General features: G+C 43.9%; 16 protein-coding genes. 10 read left to right on the top strand and 6 right to left on the bottom strand.

The genetic code is table 11. The features are described from left to right. Nucleotides 1-25: 25 nt before the first annotated feature. A complete protein-coding gene (locus tag L1286_RS20850) occupies nt 26-226 on the top strand; it encodes a YheV family putative zinc ribbon protein (protein ID WP_023401300.1) in 201 nt (66 codons plus the stop codon). Between the two features lie 44 nt (nt 227-270). On the opposite strand, the gene L1286_RS20845 is transcribed toward L1286_RS20850, so the two are convergent. Next, nucleotides 271-483, bottom strand: a complete 213-nt coding sequence (locus L1286_RS20845) for a SlyX family protein (RefSeq protein WP_235408945.1) — start codon at nt 481-483, stop codon at nt 271-273. After that, a complete protein-coding gene (locus tag L1286_RS20840) occupies nt 483-1,481 on the bottom strand; it encodes a WD40 repeat domain-containing protein (RefSeq protein WP_235408944.1) in 999 nt (332 codons plus the stop codon). The genes L1286_RS20845 and L1286_RS20840 overlap by 1 nt, the downstream gene beginning before the upstream one ends. A 275-nt stretch (nt 1,482-1,756) precedes the next feature. On the opposite strand from L1286_RS20840, the gene fkpA reads away from it, so the two are divergent. Beyond that, nucleotides 1,757-2,512: an FKBP-type peptidyl-prolyl cis-trans isomerase gene (fkpA, locus tag L1286_RS20835; protein WP_235408943.1), complete on the top strand. Its 756-nt coding sequence runs from the start codon at nt 1,757-1,759 to the stop codon at nt 2,510-2,512. A 45-nt stretch (nt 2,513-2,557) separates the two neighbouring features. Here fkpA and rsd read toward each other — a convergent pair whose 3' ends face one another. After that, nucleotides 2,558-3,028 carry a sigma D regulator gene (gene rsd, locus L1286_RS20830; protein ID WP_235408941.1) on the bottom strand — a complete coding sequence of 157 codons (471 nt, stop codon included), beginning with the start codon at nt 3,026-3,028 and terminating at the stop codon, nt 2,558-2,560. Between the two features lie 678 nt (nt 3,029-3,706). Between rsd and hemE the strand changes: the two genes are divergently transcribed. Then, a complete protein-coding gene (hemE, locus tag L1286_RS20825) occupies nt 3,707-4,774 on the top strand; it encodes a uroporphyrinogen decarboxylase (RefSeq protein WP_235408940.1) in 1,068 nt (355 codons plus the stop codon). A gap of 67 nt (nt 4,775-4,841) precedes the next feature. Here hemE and speE read toward each other — a convergent pair whose 3' ends face one another. Next, nucleotides 4,842-5,702 carry a polyamine aminopropyltransferase gene (gene speE, locus L1286_RS20820; RefSeq protein ID WP_235408939.1) on the bottom strand — a complete coding sequence of 287 codons (861 nt, stop codon included), beginning with the start codon at nt 5,700-5,702 and terminating at the stop codon, nt 4,842-4,844. A gap of 219 nt (nt 5,703-5,921) precedes the next feature. Between speE and speA the strand changes: the two genes are divergently transcribed. From speA to L1286_RS20795, 5 genes are all read left to right on the top strand, one after another. Then, the gene (gene speA, locus L1286_RS20815) at nt 5,922-7,802 is read left to right on the top strand and encodes a biosynthetic arginine decarboxylase (RefSeq protein WP_235408938.1); all 1,881 of its coding nucleotides are present in this window, start codon (nt 5,922-5,924) and stop codon (nt 7,800-7,802) included. 120 nt (nt 7,803-7,922) lie between these two features. Then, nucleotides 7,923-8,801, top strand: a complete 879-nt coding sequence (locus L1286_RS20810; RefSeq protein WP_235408936.1) for an acyltransferase — start codon at nt 7,923-7,925, stop codon at nt 8,799-8,801. 54 nt (nt 8,802-8,855) lie between these two features. After that, nucleotides 8,856-9,773 carry an acetyltransferase gene (locus L1286_RS20805; protein WP_235408935.1) on the top strand — a complete coding sequence of 306 codons (918 nt, stop codon included), beginning with the start codon at nt 8,856-8,858 and terminating at the stop codon, nt 9,771-9,773. Beyond that, the gene (locus tag L1286_RS20800; RefSeq protein WP_235408934.1) at nt 9,770-10,945 is read left to right on the top strand and encodes a mechanosensitive ion channel family protein; all 1,176 of its coding nucleotides are present in this window, start codon (nt 9,770-9,772) and stop codon (nt 10,943-10,945) included. The genes L1286_RS20805 and L1286_RS20800 overlap by 4 nt, the downstream gene beginning before the upstream one ends. A gap of 266 nt (nt 10,946-11,211) precedes the next feature. Beyond that, nucleotides 11,212-12,036, top strand: a complete 825-nt coding sequence (locus tag L1286_RS20795) for a substrate-binding periplasmic protein (RefSeq protein WP_235408932.1) — start codon at nt 11,212-11,214, stop codon at nt 12,034-12,036. Here L1286_RS20795 and L1286_RS20790 read toward each other — a convergent pair. Further along, complete coding sequence (locus L1286_RS20790) at nt 11,985-13,655, bottom strand: S41 family peptidase (RefSeq protein ID WP_235408931.1); 1,671 nt, start codon at nt 13,653-13,655, stop codon at nt 11,985-11,987. The two genes, L1286_RS20795 and L1286_RS20790, sit on opposite strands and share 52 nt — an antisense overlap. 194 nt (nt 13,656-13,849) lie before the next feature. On the opposite strand from L1286_RS20790, the gene L1286_RS20785 reads away from it, so the two are divergent. Next, the gene (locus L1286_RS20785; RefSeq protein WP_235408930.1) at nt 13,850-14,338 is read left to right on the top strand and encodes a DUF6653 family protein; all 489 of its coding nucleotides are present in this window, start codon (nt 13,850-13,852) and stop codon (nt 14,336-14,338) included. On the opposite strand, the gene L1286_RS20780 is transcribed toward L1286_RS20785, so the two are convergent. After that, on the bottom strand, nt 14,335-14,685 hold the full coding sequence (locus L1286_RS20780; protein ID WP_235408929.1) for a rhodanese-like domain-containing protein: 351 nt from the start codon (nt 14,683-14,685) through the stop codon (nt 14,335-14,337). The two genes, L1286_RS20785 and L1286_RS20780, sit on opposite strands and share 4 nt — an antisense overlap. A 113-nt stretch (nt 14,686-14,798) precedes the next feature. On the opposite strand from L1286_RS20780, the gene L1286_RS20775 reads away from it, so the two are divergent. Beyond that, nucleotides 14,799-15,080, top strand: a complete 282-nt coding sequence (locus L1286_RS20775; protein WP_235408970.1) for an ArsR/SmtB family transcription factor — start codon at nt 14,799-14,801, stop codon at nt 15,078-15,080. Nucleotides 15,081-15,086: the final 6 nt, after the last annotated feature.

The following is a 15,086-nucleotide window of genomic DNA, read 5'->3' as shown; positions in this document are numbered from 1 at the left end:
TTCACAGAGAAGGCGGGGTAGTATTGTGAGAACGAAAAAGCGGTTTATCGCGGGTGCGTCATGTCCAGCATGTAACAAAATGGATGTTATGATGTTGTACAAAGAACATGATGTAGAAAAAGTAGAGTGCGTTGCATGTGGCCATTCAATGACACAGCCAGAAGAAGCTGTACAGGCATCAACCCGTCAGTTTGAGCAGGTGATTGGTGTGTTTAAGCCCCAGTGAGCATGGAGGGATGCGCAATAGCGTAAGCGCACCCCATCGAGCCATTAATAATGGGGTGGTGGTGGCTCCTGCTCGATCGGCATCATATTACTGTCTTTTCCATCATTTATTTTTTGTGCCAAAAGCTTAATTTGATGTTGCATGGTCGCCAGTCGAGACTGATGGACTTTCAGTTCGTCATTGAGCGTTTCTATTGTGTCTTCTTGAAACGCAACTTTTGCTTCAAGTTCAACCACCCGGTTTTCTAATTCTGTCATTACTCTTTTACTCTTTCGAATTGTTCCATTAAGCCACTGGAGCTTTCTGTCACAAGCAGTGCGTCTCGTTTTGCAAATGCAACATCAAACACAACGGCTGATTTTGGTCTGCTTCCTTCGCGGGGTTTGACGAGCCAAGTATCTAATTTGGCTCCATCACTGACTCGCCATAATGTAAGCTGACGGTTAGGTGAGCCAGTTGCAAGTAGGTCACCTTGCTGATTAAAGCGCACAGCACTGAATATTTTCTGGCGAGCAATATACTGTAATTGCGCGACAAGATCACCCGAGGTAAGCTGCCAGATGCTGGCTTTTTTCATGCTATCGGCGGTAAATGCGTAACGTCCTTGTGGATCGAGAGCAACTTTTGTGACGCGACTCGGGTGATTGAAGCGATGTAAAACTTGCCCAGTACGCGTATCCCAAAAGTAAGCGCTGTAGTCATTCGCCCCGGTCAGTGCAAAATGACCGTTAGGCGATAAGGCAATGCTGTTAATTTTTTCTTGGTGTCCAAGGAACTCTAAGCGTCTTCCGCTATCTAAGTCCAGATGCACAACCACATTGTCACTGCGTCCATATAACACATAACGGCCGTTGTTACTGACAGCAATGTCTCTAATGGTGCCTGTATCTATCTGATAATAGCCAATATTGTTGCCGTCAGATAGGCGCCATAGGGCAAATCGATTACTGGCTGCGGTCACCGCCGTTGAATTGTCGTGTGCGATGGCGAGTGAGTGGACCAAGTCGTCAGGTTGGTCTGAGTGTGTCCATTGGTATTGGAGTCCATGGGCTTGATTATCCCATAAAACCACACCATGCTCGACAGATGACACTAAACTGTAACGGCCATCGTGTGAAATAGCAGCTGCAAATGCACCTCTGGCGGCGTGTTCCACGGTTAAATGGGCCTTTGAGCTGTCGGGTGAACAACCCGTAAGTGCGGTGAGAAGCGCGCAGCTTAAAAGTAGTTGGTGCATTTTTAAAAATTTGGCCATAAATTCGGTATTTCCCCTTAACTCTATGATTTTCACCGAGTAGACTAGTGGTAAAATTGATTGGCCCACAAACCTGATATTAGCGTATCAGGGAACTAATGTCGTCTATCGCACCGATATTTCCGGTGGGCAGGTTGTCATGGTGAGATTCTTGGCTTTGACGGCAATGAGTGATAATGTGACATCACCTTTTTTATATTAATAATTATTTAACAAGACAATGAGGTTAGAGAGCAACATTGGTTTCTAGCTGCTCGGATGTCGGAGAGAATAAAATGAAACAAACTATTAAGCTGTCTTTAATTGCAGCGTCAGTACTTGCATTAACTGCTTGTAACCAAAAAGCGCAGGAAACTGCAAAGGTCGAAGAAGTAAAACTAGAAACTGAGATTCAGCAACAAGCATACGGCATTGGTGCATCAGTGGGTAACTTCTTACAAAAAGATCTGGCTGACAAACAAGCGTTGGGTATTGCACTTGACCAAGAGCTATTGATGCGTGGTTTCAAAGACGCGTTAGCTGGCAATGCAAAATTAGATGACGAGAAAATTCGTGAAGTATTGACGGCACTAGACACATCAGTGCGCGAGAAGCAAACTGCTAAAGCTGAAGCTGACGCTAAGAAAAATAAAGAAGAAGGGCAAAAGTACCTTGCTGAAAATGCTAAAAAAGATGGCGTAACGGTAACTGAATCAGGCCTTCAGTATGAAGTACTTTCAACTGGTGAAGGCAAAAAACCAGTTGCAACGGATATCGTACAAGTGCATTACAAAGGTACGTTATTAGATGGTTCTGAATTTGATAGCTCATATTCTCGTAACCAACCTGCTACTTTCCCACTAAACCAAGTTATCGCTGGTTGGACTGAAGGTCTACAGTTGATGCCTGTTGGTTCTAAATTTAAATTCACTATTCCTTCAGAGCTAGGTTACGGCGAGCGTAATCTTGGTAAAATTCCAGCAAACTCAACGCTTATTTTTGAAGTTGAGCTGCTAGAAATTCAAGAAGATAAAGAAAAGCCTGCAGAGTAATTTGCAGCATTAAAAAAGGGCCCCTAAGGGCCCTTTTTTAATGGCTTAATCGCTGTGATTTGAAAAGAGGTTATCGATTAGTTCATCTTCTAATGCAAAACGCTGTTCAAGCGCCTCACCTAACGTCGAGAGGTCTTTATCAAACCCATCTAATTCGTTGTCAGAATTGGCTTCGGCGTACTTGTCGTTGAAGTCCAACGCCAAATCAGTGGATGCTGTGATTCTTGGGTAGATAGAGCGTGCGAGCTTCAAGCTCTCAGGTCCCTTTTCCTTGCATGCAGCGACAATATTGTCATAAATCTCAAAGTGCCCAGCTGACAGGTAATCCATTAGAATTTGGCAAAAGGATTGGATTTGAACTTGTTCAGGTAGTGCGTTATCACTGTTTTCGAAAGGAGATAGGCCTGCGACTTTATAGTAAAGTAGCAAAAGCTCTTGACGTTCCATAAGCCAATTGTCGATTACACTATGGCTCCCTCCCCATTTTTGTTGGGCTTGTTCTAACCGTGAAAGCATAGTTATCTCCTTAGCGGGTCGTTTTGTTATTAGGCCCTGCAATGACCAAATTGCATTTTTGCAAAGAACACATTGTGTTTATGGGACGCATTAACCTGACTCAGGTATGGACCCAAATAAAGGCCACAATTTGGTACTACCGAATACGTTATCTTGCCTTCTATGAAAAGGAAAACTGATGAAAAGATCAACCACTTTTTGCAAAAAGGAGGGAATTTCTTTCATTTGTACCCTTGCTGGGTTTACTGAGTGTGGTTGTTAATAATTCTAATTAAGTATTAACTAACAAAGGCTTTGAAAAAGTGTCGTGAGAGGCACAAACAAAAAAACCACCCTAGGGTGGTCGAATGCAGTTTAGCTATTCGCTTGTTCTTATTAGAAGGTGTTTATTGTTGTTGTTTTGCGCAGCCATTTTATAGCAAGGTTTCTCATAAGGTGCAAATGCATGTACCGAGTTTTTTGTAAATGATCGTATACAAGCATGATTCGTAAGCTATTTAAATTTAGCGACAGATATAACAAAGCTGTGGCGTTGCACAATGAGTGTTACACAATGAACGAGTGTGATTGTTAATCTGGATCATATTGCGGTTATTTTCAGGAGTGAACAACTAGGGACCGTGGCCATAAGGTGATACAATTCGAGCAATTTTTACAGCACTGGAATTGAATAACGCTATGAGCGAGTTGAAAAATGATCGTTACTTACGCGCGTTGCAGCAGCAGCCGGTTGATGTTACACCTGTATGGATGATGCGCCAAGCGGGCCGATACCTCCCTGAATACAGAGCTACACGAGCTCAAGCTGGTGACTTTATGAGCCTATGCAAAAATGCAGAGTTAGCGTGTGAAGTAACGCTACAGCCATTGCGTCGTTACCCACTTGATGCAGCGATTCTATTCAGTGATATTTTGACAATCCCAGATGCAATGGGGCTGGGGCTTTACTTTGAAACAGGGGAAGGGCCAAAGTTTGAGCGTCCAATCTCGTCATTAGCAGATGTACAAAAGCTACCAAAGCTTGACCCAAACGATGATCTTGGCTATGTCATGAATGCTGTCAGCACCATTCGTCGAGAATTGAAAGGTGAAGTCCCATTAATTGGTTTCTCTGGTTCACCGTGGACCCTGGCCACTTATATGATTGAAGGCGGTAGCAGTAAGACCTTCGGTAAAATAAAGAAAATGGCGTTTGCTGAACCGAAAACACTTCACTTGCTGCTAGATAAAGTGGCTGACTCGGTCATTGATTATCTAAATGCTCAGGTAAAAGCGGGCGCGCAATCTTTAATGGTATTCGATTCTTGGGGTGGGGTATTGAGCCCGCGTGACTACAAAGAGTTTTCATTGCAGTACATGCACAAGATTGTTGATGGCCTGATCCGTGACCACGATGGACGCAAAGTACCGGTTACGCTATTCACAAAGAATGGGGGACAATGGATTGAGTCTATTGCGGCAACGGGGTGTGACGCGATTGGTCTAGATTGGACGATTGATATTGCAGATGCGAAGCGTCGCGTAGGTGATAAAGTCGCACTTCAAGGCAATATGGACCCTGCAATGTTACATGGCACGCCAGAACGAATCCGGGAAGAAGTGCAGTCAATTTTAGCTGGCTTTGGTGAAGGCAATGGCCATGTATTTAATCTAGGTCATGGAATAACGCCGGATGTGGACCCTGAAAATGCGGGTGTGTTCATCAATGCGGTCCATGAATTCAGCCGCCAATATCATCAGAAGTGATTAAGGCGACACGATAAAAAACCCAAGTAAGCCTTACTTGGGTTTTTTTCGTTTTAAGCGCTGTGCTTTATTCCTCAAAGGCGCGGCGCATAAAGTGAGGTGTTGCCAAAGCACCGTTATGAATACCTGTGTTGTAATATTCGGTATTAAATGTCGCTGCGTCGGCGTCTTGCTCTCTAAAGCCGTTAAAGACTTCGCCTTTTCGCGCCAAGGTTGCAGACCATAAACCACTTGGATAAATGGGTTGTGGGAAAGGTAACGTTTGTAAATCTGCAAAACCAACATCTTTCATCGCTTGACGCATTTCTTTTAGCAGTGGCATATGCATCAATGGAGACTCACTTTGTTGGATTAAGATTCCCCCTTCACGCAGTGCTGCTAAGCAACTTGTATAGAAAGCATGATTGAACAAGCCTTCGCCAGGACCTACTGGATCGGTGCCATCTACAATAATGATATCGATAGAGTTGGCAGCTGCTTCACGCATAAATTTTATGCCGTCATCAAACATAACGGTTGCGCGTGGGTCGTCGTTAGATGCACAGAGCTCCGGGAAATACTTCAAAGACATTTGCGTAACGACTTCATCAATATCGATTTGTGTTACTGACTCAACATCAGGGTGCTTTAATACTTCTCGTAATGTACCGCAGTCACCACCACCGATGATGACGACATTCTTCGGTGCAGGATGCGCAAATAGAGCTGGGTGGCTCATCATTTCGTGGTAGAAAAAGTTTTCACGTGTGCTTACCATCGTACAACCGTCAATAATCATAAGGTTGCCAAAATCAGTGGTCTCATACATTTCTACTTTTTGAAACGGAGATTGTACTTCATCGAGCTTTTTGTTTATTCGCAAAGAAAAAGCGCTGCCATCACGGTCACTTATCTCTGTAAACCAACGGTTTGCTTCTAAATTAGACATTTTTGCCTTCACATTGAGTTATAACTTGGCGCAATTTTGCCAGCGCCGACTAATTTGCTCAATCTATTTTAGTAGAAAGCCGTCAGTTTGTCTGCGCGCAAAACGGTTATCTTACAGGAGCGATTGGAATCGGAATAAAAGCTTAAATTGACTATCGCTAAACAAGGGTATGCGTATTAAAATGAGCACAATATTGAGTTTTTTATAGTTGAGATGCAGATGAAGTGGGGAGTTGAAACCGCACGTGAAACATATAATGTAGCGCATTGGAGTGATGGTTATTTTGATATTGACGACAGGGGGGCATTAGTTGCTTTTCCCGATGGTGATCGCAGTAAATTGCCCATTTCCCTGTCTGAGTTAACAGAGCGCTTCAAAGAGCAGGGGCTAACTTTACCTGTACTTGTACGTTTCACGGACATCCTACAAAATCGAGTCGATACCTTAACGGACGCTTTTACCCAAGCACGTACACAGAAACAATACTTAGGTAAATATACCTGTGTCTATCCGATAAAAGTGAATCAACAACGCTCTGTAGTGAGTAAGTTATTGAGTCATCCAAGTGGTTTAGTTGGCTTAGAAGCCGGCTCTAAACCGGAACTTATGGCGATATTAGGGCTTGCGAGTACGCCCATCACGATTGTTTGTAACGGGTACAAAGATCGAGAGTTTTTGCGTCTTGCACTAATTGGTCAAGCCATGGGGCATCAAGTTCACATTGTGGTTGAAAAACTGTCAGAACTAGACGCACTGATCAAAGAAATCGATGACCTACAGATCGAGCCTTCAATTGGTATTCGTATTCGACTCAATTCTATCGGCAAAGGGAAGTGGCAAAATACCGGTGGTGAAAAAGGCAAGTTTGGTCTAACAGCAGGGCAAGTACTGGATGCTGTAGAGACATTACGACAGCATAATAAATTACATTTGATGCAGTTAGTGCACTTTCATATTGGCTCTCAAATTGCCAATATTAGAGACATTCAACGTGCACTGCGAGAATGTGCTCGACATTATGCAGAGCTTACACAGCTTGGGGTACCGCTTAAAACTGTTGATGTTGGTGGTGGATTGGGTGTTGACTACGAAGGATCTGGGTCACGCAGCGCATGTTCAATGAATTATACCGTCGGTGAGTATGCTAGAAACGTGGTCAATGCGTTTGCTGAGGTGGCTGAGCAACACGGCTTGCCTCATCCTGATATTATAACCGAGTCGGGCCGCGCACTGACGGCACATCATGCCGTTTTGATTACGGATGTCATTGATATTGAGACTGCCCCGAGCGATGAATTGGATAGCCAGTTGAGCGGCGATGAGCACCACCTTGTACAGGAACTAAAAGGGGCACTATTGCGTTTAACACCAAGGTTGGCACTAGAAACCTACCACGATGCCATGCATTTATTTGGCGATGCGCATGATCAATACGTCCATGGTTTGCTGAGTATGCAGCAATGGGCACAGATAGAGCGTTTATACTTTACTATCTTACGCAGCGTGCGAGATAGCTTGAGCGGTCAGTCTAGAGCCCACCGTGAAGTGCTGGATGACTTAAATGAGAAATTGGCAGACAAATTGTTTGTGAACTTTTCCTTATTCCAATCGCTACCTGATGTATGGGGCATTGAACAGCTATTCCCTGTGATGCCAATCAGTGATTTGGATAAGCCGCTGACGCAAAGAGCTATTATTCAAGATATAACCTGCGACTCAGATGGTCAGATACGAGACTATGTAGAGGGGGCAGGCATAGAGTCTAGTTTACCTATGCCGCCATATCAGCATGGACAACAGTATCACTTGGCGATGTTTATGGTGGGGGCATACCAAGAAATTTTGGGTGACTTACATAACCTGTTTGGGGATACCGATTCGGTGCACGTGGAGCTAGATGGGCAAGGGTATAAGCTGACCAATGCCCTGAAAGGAGACTGCGTTGAGGATGTCTTGCGTTTTGTCCACTATGACAAAACGCAATTAATAAACAACTTTGGCCAAATAGTGCAAGCGCTACCTACATCACAGCAAACGAAAGAAGCCTATTTGCAAGAACTTCAAGCGGGCCTCACGGGCTACACCTATTTTGAAGATTAAATAAGTACTGCTCTGATTTTTTCTGAGTAGGAAAGCGCGTATGATACCTCAATTCACCGTACATCGTTGTGCTGTGAGTTGGGGTAGTTAAGTCGAATAAAAGTAGTAAAGGAACTTTGCATGTCATTAGTCCGTCAAGTCCTAGGGTTGTGTTTATATGTTCTCAATACATTAGTTTGGTTTGTACCAATTTTTGTATGTGGGGTGTTGAAGTTGCTCCCTATTCCTGCATTGCAGCGGCTATTTAGCAAATTAGCCAAAGCATGTGCCAGCATGTGGGTAGCGTGTAACAACATCAACCAACAAGGTATCTCGCCGTATCAATTAAAAGTGACCGGTACGGAGTCTCTCACAGAGAAAGATTGGTATTTGGTGATCGCTAATCACCAAAGTTGGGTAGATATTTTAGTGTTGCAACGCGTACTTCATCGCAAAATTCCGTTTTTGAACTTTTTCTTGAAGAAAGAGTTACTGTATGTGCCTTTTTTGGGGTTGGCTTGGTGGGCACTGGACTTTCCCTTTATGACGCGTACAAGCAAAAGTCAAATTAAGAAAAACCCTAAGCTCAAAGGTAAAGACATTGAAACCACACGCAAAGCATGTGAGAAATTTAAAACGATGCCGGTAAGTATTGTAAACTTTGTTGAAGGGACTCGGTTTACAGAAGAGAAACACCAACGGCAAAAAAGCCCATTCAAACATTTATTAAAGCCAAAAGCTGGCGGCATTGCGTTTGTGATGCAAGCAATGGGTGAGCAAATCAACCAAGTTGTGAACGTCACCATCTACTATCCAAATGGCGTCCCCACATTTTTGGATTTTGTGGCTGGCAAGGTGGGTGAAATACACGTTCAGGTAGAGCTGATGCCAGTGAGTGAAAAGCTGGTGGGAGACTACAGTCGTGACAATGAGTTTAGGGTGCAATTTCAGGGGGAGCTCAATCGTTTATGGTTAGAAAAAGATGAGCGTATTGAGTGTTTGGTCGAAACAGCTGAATAGTATTCTCTGTGCCAAGTGGTAACGTAAAGCCTGCGTAAAGGAACAAACAAGACGATGAGAAACATGCTACCTAATTGGATTTGTGGCGCCATTGGCGCACTTTGGTTGGTGCTTAATACTGTTTTTTGGGGCTTGATTATACTAATCTTGGGCTTACTTAAATGGGCGCTGCGTATCAAGTTGCTCTCATCACTATTGCACAGGGCATATCGTAAGTGGTGTGTCGGAAACCGCATTGGGCTGCAATTGGGCGGCGTCACTTTACATGTGACTATGCCGAATGAGGTGTCTGTAAATGGCTGGTATTTATTGATTTCAAATCATATTAGCTGGCTAGACATTGTGGTTCTCAGTGCCCAAGAGGTGTTACCAGCACCAAAATTCTTCCTTAAAGATGAACTGAAGTATGTGCCGTTAATTGGCACGGGTGCGTGGGCGCTTGATATGCCATTTATGAAGCGCGCCAGTAAGTCCGCTGTTGCCAAGAATCCAAAGCTTAAGCGCATGGATGTTGAACGAACAAAACAAAGTTGCCAAAATTTCAGGCATCATCCTACAACGGTGATTAATTTTGCTGAGGGCACACGCTTTACTCAGGGCAAACGACATCGCCAATCTAGCCCCTATCCAAACCTGTTAAAACCCAAGGCGGGTGGGACAGCTTTCGCGTTGGATGTGTTAAGCGCGCAAATCGACGGCTTACTCAATACGGTGTTGGTATATCACAGTGCGCAAAAGCATATTTGCAGAGCATTTATGATGGGCAAACTGACCGCAGTAAGCGTGGAAATTGAATTTACGCCTCTGACACAGCTCCCGCTTGGTGATTATCAACTGGATAAACAATATCGGATTCAATTCCAAGCTTATATGAATCAACTATGGTCTGAAAAGTCGCGAAGAATTGCTGTCATTGAAGAAGATTATCGCAGCGCGAATTACGACTATGAGGAGGAGGCTGGGCAGCTATGAATACCGGGCATGTGCAAGACTTTATCGTGTCATTATTTGGCAACGCGGACATCCACCCCGCAATTTTAGCTGTGCTGACCAACTGCGTGTCGTTTGGATTATTAGTTGTTGTATTCGCTGGGATAAAATTGGCTTTGGTACCCAAAGTCAAACAATTGGTTGCTAATTTTTCACAGGCCAAAATTTCATTCTTAGCACCGCAATTAAGTAAGTTGAGTGGTCGAGTTGCCTTGCTAATTTGTAGCATCTTATTCGTCATCATTCACAAACATATGTTCATAGCGCCTGATTGGGTAATGATTCAGCTTAAGGTCGCTGCACAGGTTATTCTCATCATCGCCTTTGGCTTTTTGGTCAGTTCATTTATCAATATCGCCCACGCGATTTACCAACAACAAAAATTCGCCAAGGATGTACCAATAAAGGGCATTGTCCAAGTCACCAAACTGGTGATTTTTATTATTACCGGTGTGTTGGTAGTCAGTACTATGGTCGATAAATCACCGACCTATATTTTGTCTGGTTTTGGTGCGATAGCGGCAGTTACCTTGTTGGTATTTAAAGATACGATTTTGGGCTTGGTGGCTAGTATTCAAATTGCCGCTAATCGTCTGGTGGCAACGGGTGATTGGATCCAAGTTGATACCTTTGGTGCCGATGGTGAAGTGATTGATCTGGGGCTGAATACCGTACGTGTACGCAACTGGGATAATACGGTTACCACGATCCCCACTTATGCGTTAATTTCAGACTCTTTTAAAAATTGGCGTGCGATGCAGGAGTCTCCAGGGCGCAGAATAAAGCGGGCTATCGCAATTGATATGCACAGTGTCGTACTACTGGACGGGCAGCAGTTAACGGATTACAAAAACAAATTTACGGGACTTAGCACGATGTGTTTGCCAGAGCAGTGCAGTAATTTAACCTTGTATCGTAAATATGCTGAGTGGGTGCTGAAACAGCGTGTTGAGATTAATACCCTGTGTACGTGTATGGTGAGAGAGCTCTCGCCGACACAGCACGGGTTACCCGTAGAGTTTTACTGCTTTAGCAAAGACAAAAGTTGGGTGAACTATGAACATTTACAGGCCGATATTTTAGATCAAATGCTGGTTTTAATGGCCGAATTTGAACTTCGTCCCTATCAGGTGATTAGTTCTCAAAGTCAATAATTCAATCTTCACGCAATGGTAGTCTCTGTGTTTTTTTTTAGGTAAATGCGCGCTGAGACCCACATATCTGCTGGCAATGCATTAAAAATGGTGAGTCTCTATTCTATGCTTATGGTATGGTATCGACAGAGATTGTATTTTGTTATGGCGTTTCTGTGGCAATAATATATGTTATAGTTCTTTATAGTTTGGAATAATTCAGTGGTTTTGCAGGGGAGCTGAGTATTTTGCATTTTTATGCGCGTGGTTTTTGAGTAGGTGATTGAATGAAGTTTTATACCGTGCTCATACTGAGCTTTTTGGTATTAATATATAGTGCACAAAACCAAGCGGTTGAAAAAGTAGTGCATGTTGCCGTTGACCATGCCCCACCTTATAGTCGCCTAAGTGATGATAGTCGCTCTCAAGGCTTAATCCTTGATATTCTGCGCTATGCACAATTAACCAGTGAGCAGAAGTACAAAATTAATGCCGTACCTTGTCCATTTTCTCGATGTGTCAGGTTGCTCAGCAAGGGTAAAGTCGATGTGATGGGCGGTTTAATTAAGACCTCTGAGCGCCAAAAAATCATGTCATTTGTTGAACCTCCATACATGGTACTATCGTCTTCGTTTGTATTTTATGGCACGGAGCGCAGCGGTATTGAAGTAAACAGCTACGAAGACCTACAAGGTAAGCGTATCGCTGTGATGCGTGGCGGCGCATTTTTCCCTAAGTTCGACAAAGATCAAAGCTTGAACAAAGTGGCTGTACCTTCAGAGCGGGTCGCAGTCGATTTGGTTCTAAAAGGGCGCGTGGACCTAGTCATCGCAGTAGAAGATACTGCCGATGTTGCGATGGGTGTACTGGAACAACCCACGCATAAGCTGAAAAAAATGACATACCGCCATACGCAGGAAATTTATGGTTATATGGCTATGAGTGCAGACTTTGCGAAATCAGAACTTGGCGCGCTTATCTCAAAGCAAATGTTTGAAATGGCGAGAGATAAGACCTTAGATAAATTAGTCGCACCATACCACTTGCCTAAAATTCCATCTCACCTTATTGATTCGCCTAAGTCATCTTCAGCATCATTCTCACCATATTGATGGGTGAGGTGTGTGTTAGTCGATATACACCGGCTATCATCGCATTCATCTAGGTAAGTCAAGTAAAGTGGAGCCTCTGCCTTGAATGGGTTTTGTGTCGCACTTGAAAAGCCTTGGCTATAGACCGTGTGTCCTTGCGACATGATATTCACAGTCACCTTGTTAAGGTTGCCAGATGCTGGTAATTGACGCTTAGCCATAGATGATTTATTTTGTGTGTTCAAAACAAAATCATAGGTTTCGAAGCGCCTCATTTTCATATCATCGTGGTTGAATGCAGGTACATGATGATCGGGCGTAAAGCCAATATGCTCAAACATGTCGCCCTGTGCATTGCGATACACTTCATTGGATAAACTAAATTGCCAACCATTTGGGAGTGTGAACTTTAATGCATCTGACAGGGACCCCGCGGTCTCCTCACCTACTTTAGTGACATGTGCTAGTTGATCCATTGCCATTGTAAAGACTTCCGCTGCGCTGACTGTGAGTTGACTGGTAAGTAGATAAACAGGCTTTGTATAGGCACTGCGATGTGGGGAGAGCTTTTGGCGTATTGGAATACCCCGACCAGTTTGGTTGATAGCTTGTTTGTTAAATGCCAATAAATCACGGTCGGCGAAGTAACCCGCTATCGCTAAAGCTATGGCATCACCTCCCCCTGTATTATATCGAATGTCAATAATCATGGCGTCGCTGTCTTTGAGTGCAGCCATTACGCTCACCATCATCTCATGGGCTGCGTCAAGATGTTGCTGCTCGTCGGCATGGGGATTTGTGGTATATGTCTCCATATTATTTAATACCAGGATACCGATATTCGAGGCTGTTTTACCCCAAATTGCGGTGGCGCTGTCGCTGTCTTGAGGTAAGGTGTTTAGAGAATCAGAGGTGATGTAGTGCTGACTGATACGCTGCAATTGCGTTTGATAATGTATGAGTCTACTTGATAAGGTCTGTTTTTCACCTTGATAGGTATACCCATCCCCCTCTTGTAAAATGGCATCGAAGATAGAGACTGGTTTCGTGGAGACATAATCCTTGTGAGAAGAAGACAGCGTGACATGCATATCCTGTAATGGGGCAACCATCTCGGCAAGTATGTCAAAGAGTGCGTCATCTGACATGCTGTCGTTAATCTTTGGCCGATAGCGGTCGTATTGTGCCTGCCAGTTAACCTCTCGAATGGAAAAAAATGCGTAGTAATCGTTAAAAGTGTGCCAAAAGTATTCAAATACCACACTGGGTGCCACGGCGCTCGAAATCGTAATCGGATTTTGGCATTGCTGTGGCAATATTGGGAGTTGCGTGTAGTAGTGTGGGTAAACTTGTCCTTTGCGCGCTATCCGTAACCTTTTTGTTTTGGATAGCGCGACGGGGTCTATTTGTGTGGTCGTGGATGTGTGATTCCGCTCAGATGTTTGAATGCAGCCATAACGATTATACTGGTAATGGATCACTCGATTCATGGTGATATTGAGTGCTTCACCATACGCAGGTTTGTGCCAAAAACCAGCTGAACGTTGTAAATCAGAGCGGTGATCTTGATTGTCTTGGCAGCCGCTCAGGAGCATAAACGCCGCGGCTATCGTTGAAATAAGCCCTAAAGTTTGCCGCATTATCATCAATCCCTTGTTGTGTGGATAGCGTTTAATAAGAGTGATATTGAGTCTACAGAGTGCGGGTTAAATGGACTGTTAGCGAGTTTTCCAAAAGCGTCAATAAATGTTGGGCTGTCGCTACATTTTTAAACAGTCTGATGTGAACTTTCGCGTTACGCTTTGAGCTAAGTAAATCGTGGGGAGATACCAAAGTGAAGCTTGCACATTTCGCAGCCAAGTATTTTGCTATGGACGAAAAAGTATGGGCGCGCCATGCCAATCCATGGAGTGTTTGGACAAGATACAGCTGTTTGCCCTTATTGTTGGCTTGCTTATGGTGGCGTGAAGCCTTGCAAGTATGGTTTTGGCCAACGTTAATTGTCGTTTTATTATGGATTTGGTTAAATCCAAGGTGTTTTAAAAAACCGGCCAAGACAGACAATTGGGCATCAAGGTGCGTAATAGGTGAGCGTATTTTAATTTATCAACGGGAAAAAGTAGCCACGCATCATGAACCCGTGCTCAATACTATCGCCATACTGCTGGCTGTTTTTACCTTGCTGTGTGCCATCGGGCTATTTTTCCATGAGCCTATCAGCACCTGCATGGGTGGCGTGGGATTGATCCTCACCAAAACTTGGTTCTTAGATAGGATGGTTTGGCTATCTCGAGAGGTGATGGCAGCTGAACAAAAGAATTAGCAGCCTATGACGTCGCAAATTTCTGCCACGGATGCGTCAATCACGGTGACATTGGTATATCCAAGTCGATGCAATTGTTCTGCAGCCAACACAGCTCTTCCCCCTATTGCGCAGTGAACAAATAATGCTGCGTCTGGATTGGGCACTTTTTTTGGCAATATAAATTCAATCAGGCCTCTCGGTATATTGATGGCATTTTTAGGCGCCTGTTGTTGATGTTCATGGGGCTCTCGTACATCAATGAGGACAGTCTGATCTGCCGTTAGCTCGTCTTTTGCTCGCTCTGCCCCGATGCACCTGAGTGATCCCTTAACCGATTGAACTAAAGAGTGTGATGAAATAAGCATATGACTTTCTCCAAATTTATATTAGTAAAATCTAATATTAGACATTTCTAATGTAAATATCTATACTCGCAGCCAGAATAATGTCAGGGAGTATATAAGTGACCCCACAAGATATGGCAAAGAGTGCGGCAAAAGCTGAGGCTTTGTTAAAAATAATGGCCAACAAGCATCGTTTGATGATTTTATGTTGTTTACAACAATCTGAAATGAGTGTGAGCGAGTTGAATGCGCGGGTACCGTTGGCTCAATCTGCGCTTTCGCAGCATTTGGCGGGTCTTCGAAAGGCGCAAGTGGTGGCAACACGACGGTCGGGTCAAACCATTTATTACCGTGTTGTCGATGATCAGGTAGCTGCCATGCTTGAAAAGCTATACGAACTGTTTTGCCAAGCTTAATTGAGG

It is taken from the genome of Pseudoalteromonas sp. SMS1, assembly GCF_021530565.1.
Lineage (GTDB): Bacteria > Pseudomonadota > Gammaproteobacteria > Enterobacterales > Alteromonadaceae > Pseudoalteromonas.
This window is presented reverse-complemented; position numbering and strand designations above follow the sequence as displayed.

What these genes read in the sequence shown, in the direction of transcription:
- rsd (WP_235408941.1), bottom strand. Translation starts at nt 3,028, where the DNA reads ATGCTTTCACGGTTAGAACAAGCCCAACAAAAATGGGGAGGGAGCCAT.
- L1286_RS20845 (WP_235408945.1), bottom strand. Translation starts at nt 483, where the DNA reads ATGACAGAATTAGAAAACCGGGTGGTTGAACTTGAAGCAAAAGTTGCG.
- L1286_RS20795 (WP_235408932.1), top strand. Translation starts at nt 11,212, where the DNA reads ATGAAGTTTTATACCGTGCTCATACTGAGCTTTTTGGTATTAATATAT.
- L1286_RS20800 (WP_235408934.1), top strand. Translation starts at nt 9,770, where the DNA reads ATGAATACCGGGCATGTGCAAGACTTTATCGTGTCATTATTTGGCAAC.
- L1286_RS20780 (WP_235408929.1), bottom strand. Translation starts at nt 14,685, where the DNA reads ATGCTTATTTCATCACACTCTTTAGTTCAATCGGTTAAGGGATCACTC.
- speA (WP_235408938.1), top strand. Translation starts at nt 5,922, where the DNA reads ATGAAGTGGGGAGTTGAAACCGCACGTGAAACATATAATGTAGCGCAT.
- speE (WP_235408939.1), bottom strand. Translation starts at nt 5,702, where the DNA reads ATGTCTAATTTAGAAGCAAACCGTTGGTTTACAGAGATAAGTGACCGT.
- L1286_RS20790 (WP_235408931.1), bottom strand. Translation starts at nt 13,655, where the DNA reads ATGCGGCAAACTTTAGGGCTTATTTCAACGATAGCCGCGGCGTTTATG.
- L1286_RS20775 (WP_235408970.1), top strand. Translation starts at nt 14,799, where the DNA reads ATGGCAAAGAGTGCGGCAAAAGCTGAGGCTTTGTTAAAAATAATGGCC.
- L1286_RS20810 (WP_235408936.1), top strand. Translation starts at nt 7,923, where the DNA reads ATGTCATTAGTCCGTCAAGTCCTAGGGTTGTGTTTATATGTTCTCAAT.
- L1286_RS20805 (WP_235408935.1), top strand. Translation starts at nt 8,856, where the DNA reads ATGAGAAACATGCTACCTAATTGGATTTGTGGCGCCATTGGCGCACTT.
- L1286_RS20840 (WP_235408944.1), bottom strand. Translation starts at nt 1,481, where the DNA reads ATGGCCAAATTTTTAAAAATGCACCAACTACTTTTAAGCTGCGCGCTT.
- hemE (WP_235408940.1), top strand. Translation starts at nt 3,707, where the DNA reads ATGAGCGAGTTGAAAAATGATCGTTACTTACGCGCGTTGCAGCAGCAG.
- fkpA (WP_235408943.1), top strand. Translation starts at nt 1,757, where the DNA reads ATGAAACAAACTATTAAGCTGTCTTTAATTGCAGCGTCAGTACTTGCA.